Source organism: Streptomyces sp. NPDC048600 (genome assembly GCF_055587025.1).
In genome coordinates this window covers 37229-54937 of record NZ_JBVJGZ010000020.1, presented here as the reverse complement: position 1 = coordinate 54937, position 17709 = coordinate 37229, and the positions used below count along the sequence as shown (strand labels likewise).

Here is a 17709-nt window from a genome sequence, read left to right as displayed (position 1 = left end):
CGAAACAGTTCGTTCCGTTTCTGTCGATTGCGTGAAGTGCGCCACGCTCAAGATCAGGAAATCCGCCCGAGGCGGCCTACTCCCGCGTTCCGGGGGAAGTTGAGCGGTGTGCCCATCACCGCACATGGCCCGAATGGAGTACTGTTGCGAGCCCTGGGTCCGGCCTCCCGCCAGGGTGTCCACGACCTTCAAGGACCGCCGGGAGGGGGCTTGTTGCACAGGGTGACGGAGTTGGTCACTTAGCGTTGCGAATAGGTAACCGTGCCATAACGGCGGTCCAGGGCCCGTGCCCGACACGCCGGGCAACTCGGCAAGGTTGTGGCAGGCTGCACCCGGGCAGGCCACACTCGACTAGCGGAAGCAGCGACGCACGTGACGTCGGCAGGCACCACCCGGGAGGTCCCCATGCCCGAACTGCGTGTCGTGGCCGTCTCCAATGACGGCACACGGCTGGTGCTGAAGGCTGCGGACAGTACGGAGTACACGCTTCCGATCGATGAGCGGCTCCGCGCCGCCGTGCGCGGCGACCGTCCCCGCCTCGGCCAGATCGAGATCGAGGTGGAGAGTCATCTCCGCCCCCGCGACATCCAGGCGCGTATACGCGCCGGCGCGACCGCGGAAGAGGTCGCCCAGATGGCCGGCATCCCCGTCGATCGCGTACGGCGTTTCGAGGGCCCCGTGCTGGCCGAGCGCGCCTTCATGGCCGAGCGCGCCCGCAAGACACCCGTACGGCGCCCCGGCGAGAACTCCGGCCCGCTGCTGGGCGAGGCCGTCCAGGAGCGACTGCTGCTGCGCGGCGCCGAGAAGGACACCGTGCAGTGGGACTCCTGGCGCCGCGACGACGGCACGTGGGAGGTCCTGCTGGTCTACCGCGTCGCCGGGGAGCCGCACTCCGCGAGCTGGACGTACGACCCGCCCCGGCGGCTCGTGCAGGCCGTCGACTCCGAGGCGCGCTCGCTGATCGGCGAGTCCGACGACCTCGGTTCGCCGGAGCCCAGCTTTCCGTTCGTACCGCGGATCGCCCGGCTGCCGCGTGACCGCCCGCTGGACCGTACGGCCGACCGCGAGCGGCCGATCCTGCCCGCGCCCGCGCCGGAACCCGTGGAGGAGACCGCGAGCGAGCGGGACTCGCTGACGAGTCTGCTGGAGGCGGTGCCGAGCTTCCGGGGCGACCTGGTGGTGCCGGAGCTGCCCTCCGCGGAGCCCGTGGAGGAGCCCGTCGACGAGCCGGTGACGGAGGAGCCCCCGGCCCCCGCGGCCTCGGCCGGCTCCGCCTACGCGGACGTCCTCATGCCGCGCTCCGTCGGCAGCCATCGCGACCGTCTCGTCGGCGCCACCGACCGCCAGGCCGAGGCCGACGGCGTCCGGCCGGGCCGTCGGGCTGCCGTCCCGAGCTGGGACGAGATCGTCTTCGGCACGCGCCGCAAGAAGCAGGAGTAGCTCAGGAGCAGCGCGGAGCGGTGCAGGAGTAGCGCTCCGCCGAGTGACAGGGCCCGCGCGCGGGTTGACGCCGTCGCCGTCGGGATGGCTGCTTCACGCTGTGCGGGGCGCCAGGTCGTGTGTCGTCCTGTCCTGTCTCGAAGAGAGCGGCGCCGGCGCGGGGAACCCCGTCCAACGGCGGTTCGGCCGACGGCCCTTGGGCGTCGGCCCTTGGGCGTCGGCCGCGACACCGAGGGCGTCTCACCCGTCGGCGCGGGGCCCACGCCCCGGGCGCCCCGCGGTCTCCGCCCGCGTCACTGCGGGTCCGGGCCCACCGCCACCGGACGGGACGGGTCTCGGGACCACTCCGACCACGAACCGACGTACAGGGCCGCCGGAATGCCCGCGACGGCGAGGGCGAGCACCTCGTGGGCGCCGGAGACGCCGGAACCGCAGTAGACGCCGACCTGGGTGCCGTCCCCGGCGCCGAGGGCCGTGAAGCGCTGGCGCAGGGCCTCGGGGGACAGGAAGCGGCCGTCCCCGGCCACGTTGTCGTCGGTCGGGGCGGACACCGCGCCGGGGATGTGGCCGCCGACCGGGTCGATGGGCTCGACCTCGCCCCGGTAGCGCGCGCCCGCTCGGGCGTCGAACAGGACGCCGGAACGGGCGAGTCCGGCCGCCCCGTCGGCGTCGAGCAGCCCGACGGCACCCGGGGCCGGCCGGAAATCGCCCTCGGCGGGCGCCGGGCGGTCGGTCGACAACGGGCCCTCCCAGGCCGGCAACCCGCCGTCCAGAACACGCACGTCCGGGTGACCGGTCCACCGCAGCAGCCACCAGGCCCGCGCCGCCGCCCAGCCCTGGCCGCCGTCGTACACGACCACACCTCGCGCGGGGGTGACGCCCGCGCGGCGCATCGCGGCACCGAATTCGGTCACATCCGGCAGCGGATGCCGCCCGTTCGTGCCCGGCTCGGAGGCCAACTCCCGGTCCAGGTCGACGAAGACCGCGCCGGGAACGTGTCCGGCGGCGTACTCGGCGCGCCCGTCGAAGGGCGGTTCGCCCGCGGCCTTGGCGAGGCTGAGCTGCCAGCGGACGTCGAGCACCACCGGCGGGTTCTCACCGGTCAGTTCGCTCGCGAGTTCGGGTGCGGAGATGATGGCGTTCATGGCCCCATCCTTGCGCACGGGGTGGCCCGAGCGTCCAGGTCCGGCTACTCTGCCGGACCTGACCGGTCACCGCACGTACGGAATCGGGCACATGCTGTACAGCCGATCTCCACCCGTCGGCAATCACACGGAAACGGCCGGGGACCCGCGCGCCGGGCATCCTCCGGCGTGGAGCGGCTCACCGGCCGCACCACGGCGGCGCGCCCGGAGCGCACCGGACCACGGGTGGTGCGAGCATCGGCACCGGAATCCGCAGAGCGAAGGCGACACGGCCACCGCGAAGGGGCCGAGGAGAGAGTGACGATGACCGAGGCACGGGGTTCGGCCGGCCAGAACGGCGCAGCACACGCCCGGCGCGCGCCCGGCACGCCCTGCTGGGTGAGCCTGATGGTGCACGGGCTGGCCTCGACCCAGGAGTTCTACGGAGCACTGTTCGGCTGGGAGTTCCGGCCGGGCCCGCAGCAACTCGGGCCGTACGTAAGGGCCGTGCTGGACGGCCGGGAGGTGGCCGGCATCGGTCAGCTGCCCCCGGACCGGCAACTGCCGATCGCCTGGACGCCCTATCTGGCCTCGGACGACGTGAACCAGACCGCCGAGACCGTCCGGTTGTGCGGCGGCACGATCGGGGTGGGGCCGCTGGACGCCGACGAGGCCGGACGGCTCGCGATCGGCTCGGACCCCTCGGGCGCGGTGTTCGGCGTCTGGCAGGCGGCCTCGTACCTCGGCGTCGCCGTCACCGGCGTACCCGGCTCGACCGCCTGGAACGAACTGCTGACCTTCGAGTCCGCCACCGTCCTGAAGTTCTACGAGACGGTCTTCGGCTTCGAGCGCCGCCCGGCCGACTCCCCCGACTCGGACGACATCACCCTGCTGCTGCGCGGCCGCCCCGTCGTCAACATCCGCGGCGTCGGCAACGCCCTTCCGAGGGACCGCGGCTCCCATTGGCTGACGTACTTCGAGGTCGCGGACGTCGACGGGACGCTCCCCCGGCTCACGGCCCTCGGCGGCCACGTCCTCACCCCGGCCCATGACGGCCCGTGGGGCCGCACGGCCGTCGTCACCGACCCGGAGGGCGCCCGCTTCGCCCTGATCCGCAGCGACGCCTGACGCTCGGCCCGCGCGGCCGGTGCCGTCAGGCCGGCTGCACCGGCAGGACGTCCGGGGAGAGCGCCGCCGCGCGGGCCGAGGCGGCGGTCATACGGCGGCGGTGGTGGCGGCGGCAGAGGACCTCGTAGCCGACGATCTCGTCGGCGGACTGGGTGACGTCGCCGACGACAACCTGGGCGCCCTCGACGACCATCTCGCCGCCGACGGTACGGGCGTTGTGGGTGGCGCGGGCGCCGCACCAGCACAGGGCCTCGACCTGGAGGACCTCGACGCGGTCGGCGAGCTCCACGAGGCGCTGGGAGCCGGGGAAGAGCTTGGAGCGGAAGTCGGTGGTGATACCGAAGGCGTAGACGTCCAGGCCCAGGTCGTCGACGACCCGCGCGAGCTGGTCGATCTGCTCCTCCGCGAGGAACTGCGCCTCGTCGGCGATCACATAGTCCGCGCGCCCGCCCTGCGAGAGGAGGTCGACCAGGTAGGCGTAGAGGTCGGTGCCGTCCTCGACCTCGACCGCGTCCGTCACCAGGCCGAGGCGCGAGGAGAGCTTGCCCTCGCCCGCGCGGTCGTTGCGGGTGAGGATCACGCCCTGGAGGCCTCGGGCGGAGCGGTTGTGCTCTATCTGGAGAGCCAGCGTCGACTTCCCGCAGTCCATCGTTCCGGAGAAGAACACCAGCTCGGGCATGGGAAAGTGAGCACCTTTCGGCGTGGGGGACGTACGGGGCACGGGTCAGGAGCGTACTTCGAGCAGCGGGACGAGCTGCTCGACCGGGGTCATCGAGCCGTGGTTGCCGACCATCGCCGACTCCTTGGGCTCCCGCTCGGAGGCGATGATCAGGACGTCGTCCCGGGCGGCCGCGACGACATCGCCGATCCGGCCGTACACCCGTTCGTCGATGTGCGGACCGAACCAGCCCGCCGCGATCGCCTCGTCCCGGGAGGCCACCCAGAACTGCTCGCCGAGCACCTCGCGCCAGCAGGTCAGGACGTCGTTCTCGGCGCCCGGAAGCGCGTAGACGTGCCGGGCGCGGCCCTCGCCGCCGAGCAGGGTGACGCCGGCCTGGAGCTCCCAGTCCTCGTCGAAGTCGATCCGGTGCTGCTCGTCGAACGGAACGTCGATCATGCCGTGGTCGGCGGTGACGTACAACGCGGTGCGCGGCGGGAGCTGCTCGGCGAGGCGCTGCACGAGCCGGTCGACGTACATCAGCTGGCCGCGCCAGGTGTCGGAGGCGACGCCGTAGCGGTGCCCGGCGCCGTCCAGTTCGGCGTAGTACGTGTAGACCAGGGCGCGGTCGGCGGCGGCCAGCTGCTCGGCCGCGAAGTCCATGCGCTCCTCGCCGGTCAGCCGCCCGTGGAAGGTGCCGCCGCTGAGGGCGACCTTGGTGAGCGGGGTGTTCTGGAAGGCCGGCGAGGACACCTGCGCCGCGTGCACACCGGCGTCGGAGGCGAGCTGGAAGACGGTGGGGTACGGCTGCCAGGCGACCGGGTCGCTGTAGGGCTGCCAGCGGAGCTGGTTCATCAGCTCGCCGGTGGCCGGGTTGCGCACGGTGTAGCCGGGCAGGCCGTGGGCGCCGGGCGGCAGACCCGTGCCGACGGAGGCGAGGGAGGTCGCGGTGGTCGCCGGGTAGCCCGCGGTGATCGGGCGGCCGGTGCCGCCGCGCGAGCTCGAGAGCAGCGAGGCCATGAACGGGGCCTCGTCCGGGTGCGCCCGCAGCTGCTCCCAGCCGAGGCCGTCGATCAGGAAGACGCAGGCGCGGTCGGCGGCGGCCAGCTCGGGGATGGCCGCGGCCGTGCCGGGCACGCCCATGCCGGCGGCGAGCGTGGGCAGCAGGTCGGCGAGGGAGCCGCTGCCGTACTCGGGTACGGGCGCGGACTCGACGGCGAGGGGTTCCGGGTGGTCCCAGGAGGCAGCGTGCACCATCAGCGGGCGGTGTCCGCGGTGGCCTCGGAGATGGCCTGGGCGAAGACGAGCGCCTGGCGCACCGTCTCCGGCCCGTCCCCCGCCTCGCTCACACGCAGACTGAGGTCGTCGGCCGTGGAGCTGCCGGTGTAGCCGTGGTCGGCGTCGCAGTTGGGGTCGCCGCAGGCCGCGGGCTCCAGGTCGATGCGGGAGACCGCGCCCCAGCCGATGGTCAGCACGACCTCGCGGGGCAGGGTGCCCGGCGCGTACTGCTCGGGGTTGGCCACGACCCGGCTCACCACGACCGACGAGATCCGGTCGAGCTTCACCGACTCCGTGGAGGTGGTGGCGTACGGCGTCGGGGAGGTGGTGTCGGCGGCCTGCTCGTCGGTGTGGCTGACGATGAAACGGTTGCCGGTGAGGACGAGCACGGTCACATGCCTGCGGACCTCGTTCTGGTCGAACGTGGTCTCCTGGTGGACCAGGTACGACCGGATGGGCTCGCCGCCCACGGCGGCCTCCACCGCCTCGGCCACGAGGGCCGGGTAGTAGCCGCTGCGCTCGATCGCCGCACGCAGCCCCTGGGTCGTCGTACTGGTCTTGGCCATGACGTCCATCCTACGGTGGCGCACTGACTGCGAGGGACCGGTCACGCACTCCTCGGTATACCGAGGAGCGGCCTGAGGTCCTCATACCCAGGGACGACCCGTGAGCATCAGTACGCGGGCAGGGTGCGCGGGCCGAGGTCGCCGCGCGCGGGCGGCGGGGCCAGGCGGACGGTGGCGCCCAGGACGCTCAGGCCGTGCGGCGAGACGACGACCGGCTCCAGGGTGACGGCCACCACCTCGGGATGGTCGTCGACCAGCCGGGAGACGCGCAGCAGCAGCTCCTCCAGGGCCGGGGTGTCGACCGGTGTCGAACCGCGCCAGCCGAACAGCAGCGGCGCCGTCCGGATCGACCTGACCAGCGAGGTCGCCTCCCGGTCGGTGACCGGGATCAGGCGGTGCGCGGTGTCCCCGAGCAGCTGCGACGCGGCCCCGGCCAGCCCGAACGACAGCACGGCACCCGCCGCCGGGTCGATCACGGCCCGTACGACGGTGTCGACGCCGCGCGGTGCCATCCGCTGCACGACCGGACGCAGTTCCTCGGGCGAGCCGAACAGCTCGGTCAATTCGGTGTACGCACGCCTCAGTTGCTCCTCGTCGGCGAGGTCGAGCCGGACCCCGCCGAGGTCGGCGCGGTGGCGCAGGTGGGGCGCGGTGGCCTTCAGGGCGACGGGGTAGCCGAGGTCCCGCGCGGCCCGGGCGGCGGCGTCGGGGGTGGGGGCGGGCAGGGCGCGCAGCACCTTTATGCCGTACGTCCCGAGCAGGTCGCAGGTCTCGTCGGTGCCGAGGGTGAGCCCCTGCCCGCGTGCGAGCAGCCCGCCGATCAGTCCGGCGGCCCCCTTCTCGTCGACGTCCTCGTACTCGGGCACCTTGCCCGGGTCCGTGGCCTCCCGCCGCCACTGGGCGTACTTCACGGCTTCGGCGAGGGCGCGCACGGCCCGTTCGGCGGCGGGGTAGGCGGGGATGAGGCGGGGGGCCGTGGGGCCCGCGGGAGTGCTGGCCGGGTCCTCGGCGGGCGGTCCGGCCGGGGCGGCGGGCGGTCCGGCCGGGGCGGCGGTGGCGTGGCGCAGGGGTCGGAAGGGGTGGGGGGCGGCCGCCCGGTCCCCGGTCTGGGGCGCGGTGCTCGTCGCGGCCGACAGCGCGGCGGCCAGTCCGCCGAGCTCGACATGCACGACCAGCACGGGCTTGCCCGGTGTCTCCGCCGCCGCCGACCGCAGGGCCTCCGCCAGCTCCGCGTCGTCGGGCGAGCCCTCACCGATCGCCGGGATGGCCGTCACGACGACCGCGTCGCACGTCTCGTCGGCCAGCGCCCGGGACAGCGCGCGCCGGAAGTCCTCCGCGGAGGCCCCCGTCGTCAGGTCCAGCGGCGGCAGCGGCCGCAGGTCCTGGGAGAGGCAGGCGTCGTACGTCAGCAGCCCGAGGGACTCGGAGTTCCCGAGGATCGCCACCCGGGGGCCGCCCGGCAGGGGCTGGCGCGCGAGCAGCAGTCCCGCGTCGACCAGCTCGGTGATCGTGTCGACGCGGATCACCCCGGCCTGCCGCAGCAGCGCGGACACCGTGTCGTGCGGCAGCCGCGTCGCCCGTACCGCGTGGCCCTGCGGGGCGGCGCCTCCGTGCCGGGCGCCCTGTACGACGACCAGCGGCTTCATCGCCGCCGTCCGCCGGGCGAGACGGGTGAACTTGCGGGGGTTGCCGATGGACTCCAGGTACATCAGGGCGACGTCGGTGTCCGGGTCGTCGTACCAGTACTGCACGACGTCGTTGCCGGAGACGTCCGCGCGGTTGCCCGCGGAGACGAAGGTGGACACGCCGGTGACGCCGGTGACGCCGCCGCCACGCCGGTGCAGCCGGGACAGCAGCGCGACGCCTATGGCGCCGGACTGGGTGAACAGGCCGATGCGGCCGGGCCGGGGCGGTTCGGGCGCGAGGGAGGCGTTCAGGCTCACCTCGGGTGAGGTGTTGATGATCCCGAAGGCGTTGGGCCCGATGATCCGCATGCCGTACGCGCGCGCGTGGCGGACGAGTTCGCGCTGGCGCGCGCGGCCGTCCTGCCCGCTCTCGGCGTATCCGGCGGAGATCACCACGAGCCCCTGCACCCCGTGCTCGCCGCACTCGGTGACGACGTCGGGCACGCGTGGGGCGGGTACGGCGACGACCGCGAGGTCCACCGGCCCGGGGATGTCCCGCACCGAGCGGTGGGCCGGCACCCCGTCGATCTCCTTGAGGTCCTCGGGGAAGGCCCGGTTGACCGCGTACAACTGCCCGGTGAAGCCCGCCTGCCGGATGTTGTCGAGGATGCCGCGGCCCACGCCGCCGGGGGTGCGGCCGACGCCGACCACGACGACGGACCCGGGGGCGAGCAGCCGGCGCACGGACCGCGCCTCTGCGCGCTGCTCCCGCGCGCGCTGCACGGCGAGCGAGCGGTCGGTGGGTTCGAGGTCGAACTCCAGGCGTACGACGCCGTCCTCGAAGCTGCGCTTCTGGGTGTACCCGGCGTCGGTGAACACCTTGATCATCTTGTTGTTGGCGGGCAGCACCTCGGCGGCGAAGCGGCGGATCCCGCGCTCGCGCGCGACGGCCGCGACATGTTCCAGGAGCGCGGAGGCGACACCGCGCCCCTGGTGGGCGTCCTGCACCAGGAACGCCACCTCGGCCTCGTCGGCGGGCGCGGAGGCGGGCAGGCCGTCGGCGCCGATGCGGTCGTAGCGCACGGTCGCGATGAACTCGCCGCCCACGGTGGCCGCGAGGCCCACCCGGTCCACGAAGTCGTGGTGGGTGAAGCGGTGGACGTCCTTGGCGGACAGGCGTGGGTAGGGCGCGAAGAAGCGGTAGTACTTCGACTCGTCGGAGACCTGCTCGTAGAAGCTGACCAGGCGTTCGGCGTCGTCCGCGGTGATGGGGCGGACGCGCGCGGTGCCGCCGTCGCGCAGCACCACGTCGGCTTCCCAGTGGTCGGGGTACTCCTGCCGGTCCGGCGCGCTCTGCATGGGGCCCAGCGTACGGCTCGCGTACGACAACGGCGCGGGGCAGTCTGTGGAGAAAACACGCCGGGCCGGGGCCGCGGTCCGGCGGCCGGGCCGGTGCGAGACGGAGGGCCTTTACCGTGCGGGACGGAGGACTGTTCCGGCGCGGGACGGCGGACCGTTCCGGGCACCCTCCACGGTGTGGAACACTGGTCTAGACAACCCTGGGAAAGTGAAGGGCAGCATCACATGGCTGAGCGCCGCGTCAACGTCGGCTGGGCCGAGGGTCTCCACGCCCGCCCCGCCTCCATCTTCGTCCGAGCCGCCACTGCCTCAGGCGTCCCGGTGACGATCGCCAAGGCCGACGGCAACCCCGTCAACGCGGCCTCCATGCTGGCCGTCCTCGGCCTGGGCGCCCAGGGCGGCGAGGAGATCGTGCTCGCCTCCGAGGCCGAGGGCGCTGACGTCGCCCTCGACCGTCTGGCCAAGCTGGTCGCCGAGGGTCTCGAGGAGCTCCCCGAGACCGTCTGAGCGGCCCCGGCAGCTCACATACAGAAGCCGCGTCACCCGTCCGGGCGACGCGGCTTCTGCCGTTTCCCGGGACACCGTCAGCAATTCCCGCGGCGGGCGAGAGAATTCTCCGGGCACGCCTTGGAGCGCACAGCCGGAATTATCGGCGCACGCGAAAAAGGCAGCGGAAATACACCTCCACCGCGAATATCTCCTCTTTGTATACGGCGCGCTTGTTAATGCCGCAGACCCGACATGTTTACGGGATGTTGCGAAGTCCTCACGCGGTCGCCGCGGTCCACCCCGCCGGGAATGCGCAGCCGGTGCGCCGCGCTCGCCCGCTCGGCGTGCAGTGCGGTGACCGCCCGCGCGCGCTCGCTGTCGCCGCGCGCCACCGCGTCCACGATCGCGCCGTGCTCGGCCCAGGACTCCACGGGCCCGGCCGGCGGCTCCACGGAGTACATCCAGGCGATCTTGTGCCGCAGCAGGGTCAGCACGGAGATCAGCGCGGGGCTGCCGGAGGCCTGGGCGAGCGTCTCGTGGAACCAGCCCCCCAGGGACCTCAGATCGTCGCTGCTGCCCCGTCTGGCCCGCTCCTGACCCAGCCGCACCAGACCGCGCAGCACCTTCAGATGGGCCTCGGTGCGGCGCTGCGCGGCCCGGGAGGCGCCGAGCGGCTCCAGCAGCATGCGCATCTCCAGCAGGTCCGCGGCCTCCTGCTCGGTGGGTTCGGCGACACAGGCGCCCGCGTGCCGACGGGTCACCACGAACCCCTCCGCCTCCAGCGTGCGCAGGGCCTCCCGGACGGGGACGCGCGAGACGCCGTAGCGCTTCGCCAGCACTTCCTCGGTGAGCCGGCCGCCGCGTTCGTAGACACCCGCGACGATGTCGTCCCGGATCGCCGTGCACACCGAGTGCGCCGGAACACGCATGACCGACCTCCGCATTAATCCCCGTGAAACGTCGACGATTGACGTGTGTTCAGCGACTCTATTGCAATCACGCCGAATTTCCGAAGGCAGGCCGGAATCCATGAATATTTTTTGGACATACGACCGCCTCCGGACGGCCGAATCGAACGCTCCGGCGACGGGCGGCGAACACCTGGGCTACAGGGGCGGCGCCCTCCGGGGGCGGGGCGGGAACGCCGAAAGCCCCGGCCGTGACGGCCGGGGCTTTCGGTGCGGCGTACGTGGTCACCCGCTGCGCGGTGCCCACGTGGGCGCGGACACGGGGATCAGATGTTCACGCCGTGCGAGCGCAGGTAGGAGATCGGATCGATGTCCGAGCCGTACTCCTCGCCCGTGCGGGCCTCGAAGTGCAGATGCGCGCCGGTGACGTTGCCGGTGGCGCCGGACAGTCCCAGCTGCTGGCCCGGGACGACCGACTGGCCCACCGCGACGGCGATGGAGGACAGGTGGCCGTACTGGGTGTAGGTGCCGTCGTGCATCCGGACGACCACCTGGTTGCCGTACGCGCCGCCCCAGCCCGCCTCGACGACGGTGCCCATGCCGACGGCCTGGACGACCGTGCCGCTGGCGGCGTGGAAGTCGACACCGGTGTGGCTGCCGGAGGACCACACGGCGCCGCCGGTGCGGTAGCCGGTGGAGACGTAGGAGTCGGCGATCGGCGACACGAAGGTGTTGAGGCGCTTGCGCTCGGCCTCGCGGGCGGCGCGCTCCTCGGCCTCGCGGGCCGCCTCCGCACGCTCCTCGGCGCGCTTCTTGGCGGCCGCCTCGGCAAGCTGCTCGGCGAGCGCCTTCTCGGCGGCCAGCTTCTGCGCGTCGGCCTGGGCGTCGATCTGGTCGGCGACCGAGTCGCCGAGGGTGATGACCGGCAGCAGACCGGTCTGCTCGGCCTCGGGCTGCTCGGCGGCGAGGGCCGGAGCGGCCAGGGTGCCGATGACGCCGGTGGTGGCGAGCGCCGCGACGCCCGCCGCGCGGACGGTGCCGCGCTGCATCCGGCTGGGACGACGGTGCTTCCCGGTGGCGCGGGTGAACGCCATGTAGTGGCTGGTCCTTTCCTTCCTTCTCGCCTACCGGGTTAGCTGACGGGTTCGGAGCAGGAAGGTCTCCTACGGACCCCCTCGCCTGCGCGCGGGCGTCCGATTCACCCCAGGGACTTCGATGGGTCCCCGGCTCCCCTGGCTCGCGCCGTGGGGGGACTCGGCGATGACTGTCCGGTGCCGCGGCTGCGGCGCACTGCCTGACGAACAGCCCGCATGACGCTAAGGGGATCGTCTTTCAATCCTCAAACCGATCAGAGGATTTGTAGCGCATGCCACAGGGCAGAAGGGGTTTCTCTCCCATAATCCACTGCCAATACAGACAAAAACGGGCCCTGGTGACACTCCGGTCACCAGGGCCCCACGCGCGCGTGACGTGGATTGTCCGCGTTCGGGTCCTTCGCGCTCGTCACCGCAGGACCCCACGCGCGTGACGCGGACTTCCTCGCCACGCGCGCGTGCCGTCACGTCCCTACTCGGCCGCCACGACAGTCACTTCACCGATCCCGAGGGCCTCGACCGGCTCCTTGATCTCCGCCGCGTCGCCGACCAGGACCGTCACCAGCCGGTCCACGGGGAAGGCGTTCACGACGGCCGCCGTGGCCTCCACCGTGCCGGTGGCGGCGAGCTGCTGATACAGCGTCGCCTGGAAGTCGTCGGGCAGGTGCTGCTCGACCTGGTCGGCCAGCGTGCCCGCGACCGCGGCGGCGGTCTCGTACTTCAGCGGCGCCACCCCGACCAGGTTCTGCACCGCGACGTCCCGCTCGCCGTCGGTCAGGCCCTCCGCCGCGAGCGTACGCAGCACCGTCCACAGGTCCGCCAGGGCGGGGCCGGTGTTCGGGGTGTCGACGGAACCGCTGATGGCGAGCATCGACACGCCCGAGCCGTCGGGCGCGGAGCGCAGCACCTGGCCGAACGACCGCACGCCGTAGGTGTAGCCCTTCTCCTCGCGCAGGACGCGGTCCAGGCGGGAGGTGAGGGTACCGCCCAGGCAGTACGTGCCGAGGACCTGCGCGGGCCACACGCGGTCGTGCCGGTCGGACCCGACGCGGCCGATGAGCAACTGCGTCTGGACGGCGCCGGGCCGGTCCACGACGACGACCCGGCCGGTGTCGTCGGCGGTCACCGCCGGGACCGGCCGGGGCGCGGCCTTGGAGCCCGTCCAGGCGCCCAGGGTGTCGCCGAGCAGCGCGTCCAGGTCGACGCCCTCCAGGTCGCCCACCACGACCGCCGTGGCCGTGCCGGGGCGCACGTGCCGCTCGTAGAAGGCGCGCACGGCCGCGGAGTCGATCGCGGTGACCGTCTCCTCGGAGCCCTGGCGCGGGCGGGACATGCGCGAGTCGGCCGGGAACAGCTCCTTGGAGAGCTCCTTGGCCGCGCGCCGGGCCGGGTTGGCCAGCTCGTGCGGGATCTCGTCGAGACGGTTGGTCACCAGCCGCTCGATCTCGCTGTCGGCGAAGGCGGGCGCCCGCAGCGCGTCGGCGAGCAGGCCGAGCGCCTTGGCCAGCCGGGAGACGGGAACCTCCAGGCTGAGGCGGACGCCCGGGTGGTCGGCGTGCGAGTCGAGGGTGGCGCCGCAGCGCTCCAGCTCGGCCGCGAAGTCCTCGGCGGAGTGCTTGTCGGTGCCCTCGGAGAAGGCCCGGGCCATGATCGTGGCCACGCCCTCCTGGGCGGCCGGCTCGGCGTCGAGCGGCGCGTCCAGGAGCACCTCGACGGCGACGACCTGCTGGCCGGGGCGGTGGCAGCGCAGCACCGTCAGGCCGTTGTCGAGGGTCCCGCGCTCAGGCGCCGGGAACGCCCAGGGGCGGGCGTCGCCGGGCTGCGGCTGGGGGTGGAAGTCCATGGTGGCGAGCTCGGTCACTTGGCCGTCTCCTCGTTCGTGTCGGCACCGGCCTCGACGGTGGCCTCGGCCTCCGGGTCCTCGGGGAAGTCCTCGTCCTCGGTGTGCTGCGCGGACTCCGGGGACAGCGGCTCGTAGACGAGCACCGCGCGGTTGTCGGGCCGCAGCCGGGCCGCGGCGACCTCGCGGACCTCCTCGGCCGACACCTCCAGCACGCGCTTCACGGCTGTCAGGGCGAGCTGCGGGTCGCCGAACAGCACGGCGAAACGGCACAGTTCGTCGGCACGGCCCGCGACCGTGCCGAGCCGGTCCAGCCACTCGCGCTCCAACTGCGCCTGGGCGCGCTCCATCTCCTCGGCGGTCGGCCCCTCGGCGGCGAACCGCGCGAGCTCCTCGTCGATGGCGGCCTCGATGACCGGCACCTCGACGTCCCCGGAGGTCTTGACGTCCAGCCAGCCCAGCGAGGGTGCCCCGGCCAGGCGCAGCAGACCGAAGCCGGCCGCGACGGCCGTACGGTCACGGCGTACCAGCCGGTTGTACAGGCGCGAGGACTCGCCGCCGCCGAGGACGGTGAGCGCGAGGTCGACGGCGTCGCACGCGCGCGTGCCGTCGTGCGGCAGCCGGTAGGCGGCCATCAGGGCCCGCGCGGGGACCTCCTCCTCGACGACCTCGCGCAGCTGCTCGCCGATGACGTCGGGGAGGGTGCCGTCGCGCGGGGCCGGCTTGCCGTCGTGGGCCGCGATGGAGCCGAAGTACTTCTCGATCCACGCGAGGGTCTGCTCGGGGTCGATGTCGCCGACCACGGACAGGACCGCGTTGTTGGGTGCGTAGTACGTCCGGAAGAACGCCCGCGCGTCCTCCAGGGTCGCCGCGTCCAGGTCGGCCATCGAGCCGATGGGGGTGTGGTGGTACGGGTGGCCCTCGGGGTAGGCGAGGGCGGTCAGCTTCTCGAACGCGGTGCCGTAGGGCACGTTGTCGTAGCGCTGGCGGCGCTCGTTCTTGACGACGTCGCGCTGGTTCTCCATGGACTCGTCGTCCAGGGCCGCGAGCAGCGAGCCCATGCGGTCGGCCTCCAGCCAGAGGGCGAGCTCCAGCTGGTGGGTGGGCATGGTCTCGAAGTAGTTCGTGCGCTCGAAGCTGGTGGTGCCGTTGAGCGAGCCGCCCGCGCCCTGCACCAGCTCGAAGTGTCCGTTGCCCTTGACCTGTCCGGAGCCCTGGAACATCAGGTGCTCGAAGAGGTGAGCCAGACCGGTTCGTCCCTTGACCTCGTGGCGGGAGCCGACGTCGTACCAGAGGCACACCGCCGCGACCGGGGTCAGGTGGTCCTCGGACAGCACCACGCGCAGGCCGTTGGCCAGTCGGTGCTCGGTCGCTGTCAGGCCCCCGGAGCCTGCCTGGTCTGTGGCCGTGTGACCCATGGGCATGTACGTCCCTTCGATCGCTGTCGCGGTCGCTGAAAACCGCTGTTCTCCTGCCGGTCCTGCCACTGTATGCAAGCGTGCGGACCACCGGTGGAGTTCCCGGCCGCCGTACGCCGAGAGCGAGATCCCGTAGCCTGCGGACACGTGGGGCCGGGTCCTCGTCCGGTGTTGTCAGTACCGAGGTCCACAATGGTCCGCGTCAGATCCCGTTCACGCTTCAGATCAAGGAGCCGGCAGCGATGGCCCGCCGCAGCACGAAGACCCCGCCGCCCGACGAGTCGTTCGAGGAGAAGATCCTCGACATCGACGTCGTGGACGAGATGCAGGGCTCCTTCCTCGAGTACGCGTACTCGGTCATCTACTCCCGCGCCCTGCCGGACGCCCGCGACGGCCTCAAGCCGGTGCACCGCCGCATCGTCTACCAGATGAACGAGATGGGGCTGCGCCCCGAGCGCGGCTACGTGAAGTGCGCCCGGGTCGTCGGCGAGGTCATGGGCAAGCTCCACCCGCACGGCGACGCGTCGATCTACGACGCCCTGGTGCGGATGGCCCAGCCGTTCTCGATGCGGGTGCCGCTGGTCGACGGACACGGCAACTTCGGCTCGCTGGGCAACGACGACCCGCCCGCCGCCATGCGGTACACCGAGTGCCGGATGGCCGAGGCCACCAGCCTGATGACCGAGTCGATCGACGAGGACACGGTCGACTTCGCACCGAACTACGACGGCCAGGAGCAGGAGCCGGTGGCCCTGCCCGCCGCCTTCCCGAACCTGCTGGTCAACGGCGCCTCGGGCATCGCCGTCGGTATGGCGACGAACATGCCGCCGCACAACCTGCGCGAGGTCATCGCGGCCGCCCGCCATCTGATCAAGTACCCGAACGCCGATCTCGACACCCTGATGCGGCACGTGCCGGGCCCGGATCTGCCCACCGGCGGCCGGGTCGTGGGCCTGGCCGGCATCCGCGACGCCTACGAGAGCGGCCGCGGCACCTTCAAGATCCGCGCCACGGTCGCCGTGGACACGGTCACCGCGCGCCGCAAGGGTCTGATCGTCACCGAGCTGCCGTTCACCGTCGGTCCTGAGAAGGTCATCGCCAAGATCAAGGACCTGGTCGGCTCGAAGAAGCTCCAGGGCATCGCCGACGTCAAGGACCTCACCGACCGCGAGCACGGCCTGCGCCTGGTCATCGAGATCAAGAACGGCTTCGTGCCCGAGGCGGTCCTGGAGCAGCTCTACAAGCTGACGCCGATGGAGGAGTCCTTCGGCATCAACAACGTCGCGCTCGTCGACGGCCAGCCGCTCACCCTCGGCCTCAAGGAGCTGCTGGAGGTCTACCTCGACCACCGCTTCGAGGTCGTGCGGCGCCGCAGCGAGTACCGCCGCGGCAAGCGCCGTGACCGGCTGCACCTGGTCGAGGGCCTGCTCACGGCGCTGGTGGACATCGACGAGGTGATCCGCCTGATCCGCTCCAGCGAGAACTCCGCGCAGGCCAAGGAGCGCCTGATCGAGCGCTTCTCGCTCAGCGAGGTCCAGACGCAGTACATCCTCGACACGCCGCTGCGCCGTCTGACCAAGTTCGACCGGATCGAGCTGGAGTCGGAGAAGGACCGGCTGAACGCCGAGATCGAGGAGCTGACCCGGATCCTGGAGTCGGACACCGAGCTGCGCCGGCTGGTCTCCAACGAGCTGGCCGCGGTCGCCAAGAAGTTCGGCACCGACCGCCGTACGGTCCTGCTGGAGTCCGCGGGCGCCCCGGCCCCCACGGTGTCCCTCCAGGTCGCCGACGACCCGTGCCGGGTGCTGCTGTCCTCGACGGGCCTGATGGCGCGTACGGCGACAGGTGAGCTGCCGGAGGACAGCGACGGGCGGCGCACCAAGCACGACGTGATCGTCTCGGCGGTGCCGGCCACCCAGCGGGGCGAGGTGGGTGTGGTCACCTCGTCCGGCCGGCTGCTGCGGCTGAACGTGATCGACCTGCCCCAGCTGCCGGACACGGCGACCGCGCCGAACCTGTCGGGCGGGGCACCGCTCACGGAGTTCGTCTCCCTGGAGGGCGACGAGACGATCGTCTGCCTGATCACGCTCGACGAGTCCTCCCCCGGTCTGGCGCTCGGCACCGAGCAGGGCGTGGTCAAGCGCGTCGTGCCCGACTACCCGTCGAACAAGGAGGAGCTGGAGGTCATCACCCTCAAGGACGGCGACCGGATCGTCGGCGGGGTGGAGCTGCGCACCGGCGAGGAGGACCTGGTCTTCATCACGGACGACGCGCAACTGCTGCGCTACCAGGCCGCGCAGGTGCGTCCGCAGGGCCGTCCGGCGGGCGGCATGGCGGGCATCAAGCTCACCGAGGGCGCGAAGGTCATCTCGTTCACGGCGGTGGACCCGGCGGCGGACGCGGTGGTGTTCACGGTGGCGGGCTCGCGCGGCACGCTGGACGACTCCGTGCAGACCACGGCCAAGCTGACCCCGTTCGACCAGTATCCGCGCAAGGGCCGGGCCACCGGTGGCGTGCGCTGCCAGCGGTTCCTGAAGGGCGAGGACTGTCTGTCCCTGGCCTGGGCGGGCCCCGCTCCGGCGCGGGCCGCGCAGAAGAACGGCACGCCGGTGGAGCTGCCCGAGCCCGATCCGCGCCGTGACGGCTCGGGGGTCTCGCTGGCGAAGACGGTGTCGGTGGTGGCGGGGCGGGTGTTCTAGGGCGGGGCTTATGGGGCGGGTGCCCTGCAAGGGACGGGCTTCCGGAGCGGGCGTCCTCTGGAGGGCGCCTGCTCGAGGACGGT

At 72.6% G+C, this 17709-nt stretch carries 13 protein-coding genes and 1 riboswitch; of the genes, 4 read left to right on the top strand and 9 right to left on the bottom strand.

Annotated elements, in window-relative coordinates:
* Nucleotides 1-405: 405 nt before the first annotated feature.
* Entirely contained in the window at nucleotides 406-1440 is a 1035-nt protein-coding gene (sepH, locus tag ACZ6SQ_RS25310) for a septation protein SepH (RefSeq protein WP_469565888.1), read from the top strand.
* A 293-nt stretch (nucleotides 1441-1733) separates the two neighbouring features.
* On the opposite strand, the gene ACZ6SQ_RS25305 is transcribed toward sepH, so the two are convergent.
* Nucleotides 1734-2585 (bottom strand): sulfurtransferase, encoded by an 852-nt coding sequence (locus ACZ6SQ_RS25305; protein ID WP_469565886.1) that lies wholly within the window; start codon nucleotides 2583-2585, stop codon nucleotides 1734-1736.
* A 303-nt stretch (nucleotides 2586-2888) separates the two neighbouring features.
* On the opposite strand from ACZ6SQ_RS25305, the gene ACZ6SQ_RS25300 reads away from it, so the two are divergent.
* A complete protein-coding gene (locus ACZ6SQ_RS25300) occupies nucleotides 2889-3692 on the top strand; it encodes a VOC family protein (protein WP_469565885.1) in 804 nt (267 codons plus the stop codon).
* A 25-nt stretch (nucleotides 3693-3717) separates the two neighbouring features.
* Here ACZ6SQ_RS25300 and ACZ6SQ_RS25295 read toward each other — a convergent pair whose 3' ends face one another.
* The 4 genes from ACZ6SQ_RS25295 to ACZ6SQ_RS25280 all read right to left on the bottom strand — a co-directional run bounded on the left by ACZ6SQ_RS25295 (nucleotide 3718) and on the right by ACZ6SQ_RS25280 (nucleotide 9178).
* Nucleotides 3718-4371, bottom strand: coding sequence for a thymidine kinase (locus ACZ6SQ_RS25295; RefSeq protein WP_386382840.1), 654 nt, complete (start codon nucleotides 4369-4371; stop codon nucleotides 3718-3720).
* Nucleotides 4372-4416: 45 nt separating this feature from the next.
* Nucleotides 4417-5607, bottom strand: a complete 1191-nt coding sequence (locus ACZ6SQ_RS25290) for an alkaline phosphatase family protein (RefSeq protein WP_469565883.1) — start codon at nucleotides 5605-5607, stop codon at nucleotides 4417-4419.
* Entirely contained in the window at nucleotides 5607-6203 is a 597-nt protein-coding gene (locus tag ACZ6SQ_RS25285) for a DUF5998 family protein (protein WP_389327099.1), read from the bottom strand. The genes ACZ6SQ_RS25290 and ACZ6SQ_RS25285 overlap by 1 nt, the downstream gene beginning before the upstream one ends.
* A 98-nt stretch (nucleotides 6204-6301) precedes the next feature.
* Nucleotides 6302-9178, bottom strand: a complete 2877-nt coding sequence (locus tag ACZ6SQ_RS25280) for a bifunctional acetate--CoA ligase family protein/GNAT family N-acetyltransferase (protein ID WP_469565880.1) — start codon at nucleotides 9176-9178, stop codon at nucleotides 6302-6304.
* 225 nt (nucleotides 9179-9403) lie between these two features.
* On the opposite strand from ACZ6SQ_RS25280, the gene ACZ6SQ_RS25275 reads away from it, so the two are divergent.
* The gene (locus ACZ6SQ_RS25275) at nucleotides 9404-9685 is read left to right on the top strand and encodes an HPr family phosphocarrier protein (RefSeq protein WP_266474265.1); all 282 of its coding nucleotides are present in this window, start codon (nucleotides 9404-9406) and stop codon (nucleotides 9683-9685) included.
* A gap of 215 nt (nucleotides 9686-9900) precedes the next feature.
* Here ACZ6SQ_RS25275 and ACZ6SQ_RS25270 read toward each other — a convergent pair whose 3' ends face one another.
* From ACZ6SQ_RS25270 to ACZ6SQ_RS25255, 4 genes are all read right to left on the bottom strand, one after another.
* Nucleotides 9901-10596 carry a GntR family transcriptional regulator gene (locus tag ACZ6SQ_RS25270; protein WP_469565878.1) on the bottom strand — a complete coding sequence of 232 codons (696 nt, stop codon included), beginning with the start codon at nucleotides 10594-10596 and terminating at the stop codon, nucleotides 9901-9903.
* 305 nt (nucleotides 10597-10901) lie between these two features.
* Complete coding sequence (locus ACZ6SQ_RS25265; RefSeq protein ID WP_469565877.1) at nucleotides 10902-11669, bottom strand: M23 family metallopeptidase; 768 nt, start codon at nucleotides 11667-11669, stop codon at nucleotides 10902-10904.
* A 13-nt stretch (nucleotides 11670-11682) separates the two neighbouring features.
* Nucleotides 11683-11845: riboswitch (cyclic di-AMP (ydaO/yuaA leader) on the bottom strand.
* A gap of 296 nt (nucleotides 11846-12141) precedes the next feature.
* On the bottom strand, nucleotides 12142-13530 hold the full coding sequence (locus ACZ6SQ_RS25260; protein ID WP_469565875.1) for a M16 family metallopeptidase: 1389 nt from the start codon (nucleotides 13528-13530) through the stop codon (nucleotides 12142-12144).
* Nucleotides 13527-14933, bottom strand: a complete 1407-nt coding sequence (locus tag ACZ6SQ_RS25255; RefSeq protein WP_389326843.1) for a M16 family metallopeptidase — start codon at nucleotides 14931-14933, stop codon at nucleotides 13527-13529. Before ACZ6SQ_RS25255 ends, ACZ6SQ_RS25260 begins: the two co-directional genes overlap by 4 nt.
* Before the next feature lie 236 nt (nucleotides 14934-15169).
* Between ACZ6SQ_RS25255 and ACZ6SQ_RS25250 the strand changes: the two genes are divergently transcribed.
* Nucleotides 15170-17626: a DNA gyrase/topoisomerase IV subunit A gene (locus tag ACZ6SQ_RS25250; RefSeq protein ID WP_469565872.1), complete on the top strand. Its 2457-nt coding sequence runs from the start codon at nucleotides 15170-15172 to the stop codon at nucleotides 17624-17626.
* The last annotated feature ends 83 nt before the right edge of the window (nucleotides 17627-17709 follow it).

What these genes read in the sequence shown, in the direction of transcription:
- ACZ6SQ_RS25275 (WP_266474265.1), top strand. Translation starts at nt 9,404, where the DNA reads ATGGCTGAGCGCCGCGTCAACGTCGGCTGGGCCGAGGGTCTCCACGCC.
- ACZ6SQ_RS25255 (WP_389326843.1), bottom strand. Translation starts at nt 14,933, where the DNA reads ATGCCCATGGGTCACACGGCCACAGACCAGGCAGGCTCCGGGGGCCTG.
- ACZ6SQ_RS25300 (WP_469565885.1), top strand. Translation starts at nt 2,889, where the DNA reads ATGACCGAGGCACGGGGTTCGGCCGGCCAGAACGGCGCAGCACACGCC.
- ACZ6SQ_RS25250 (WP_469565872.1), top strand. Translation starts at nt 15,170, where the DNA reads ATGGCCCGCCGCAGCACGAAGACCCCGCCGCCCGACGAGTCGTTCGAG.
- ACZ6SQ_RS25265 (WP_469565877.1), bottom strand. Translation starts at nt 11,669, where the DNA reads ATGGCGTTCACCCGCGCCACCGGGAAGCACCGTCGTCCCAGCCGGATG.
- ACZ6SQ_RS25305 (WP_469565886.1), bottom strand. Translation starts at nt 2,585, where the DNA reads ATGAACGCCATCATCTCCGCACCCGAACTCGCGAGCGAACTGACCGGT.
- ACZ6SQ_RS25285 (WP_389327099.1), bottom strand. Translation starts at nt 6,203, where the DNA reads ATGGACGTCATGGCCAAGACCAGTACGACGACCCAGGGGCTGCGTGCG.
- ACZ6SQ_RS25295 (WP_386382840.1), bottom strand. Translation starts at nt 4,371, where the DNA reads ATGCCCGAGCTGGTGTTCTTCTCCGGAACGATGGACTGCGGGAAGTCG.
- ACZ6SQ_RS25270 (WP_469565878.1), bottom strand. Translation starts at nt 10,596, where the DNA reads ATGCGTGTTCCGGCGCACTCGGTGTGCACGGCGATCCGGGACGACATC.
- sepH (WP_469565888.1), top strand. Translation starts at nt 406, where the DNA reads ATGCCCGAACTGCGTGTCGTGGCCGTCTCCAATGACGGCACACGGCTG.
- ACZ6SQ_RS25280 (WP_469565880.1), bottom strand. Translation starts at nt 9,178, where the DNA reads ATGCAGAGCGCGCCGGACCGGCAGGAGTACCCCGACCACTGGGAAGCC.
- ACZ6SQ_RS25290 (WP_469565883.1), bottom strand. Translation starts at nt 5,607, where the DNA reads ATGGTGCACGCTGCCTCCTGGGACCACCCGGAACCCCTCGCCGTCGAG.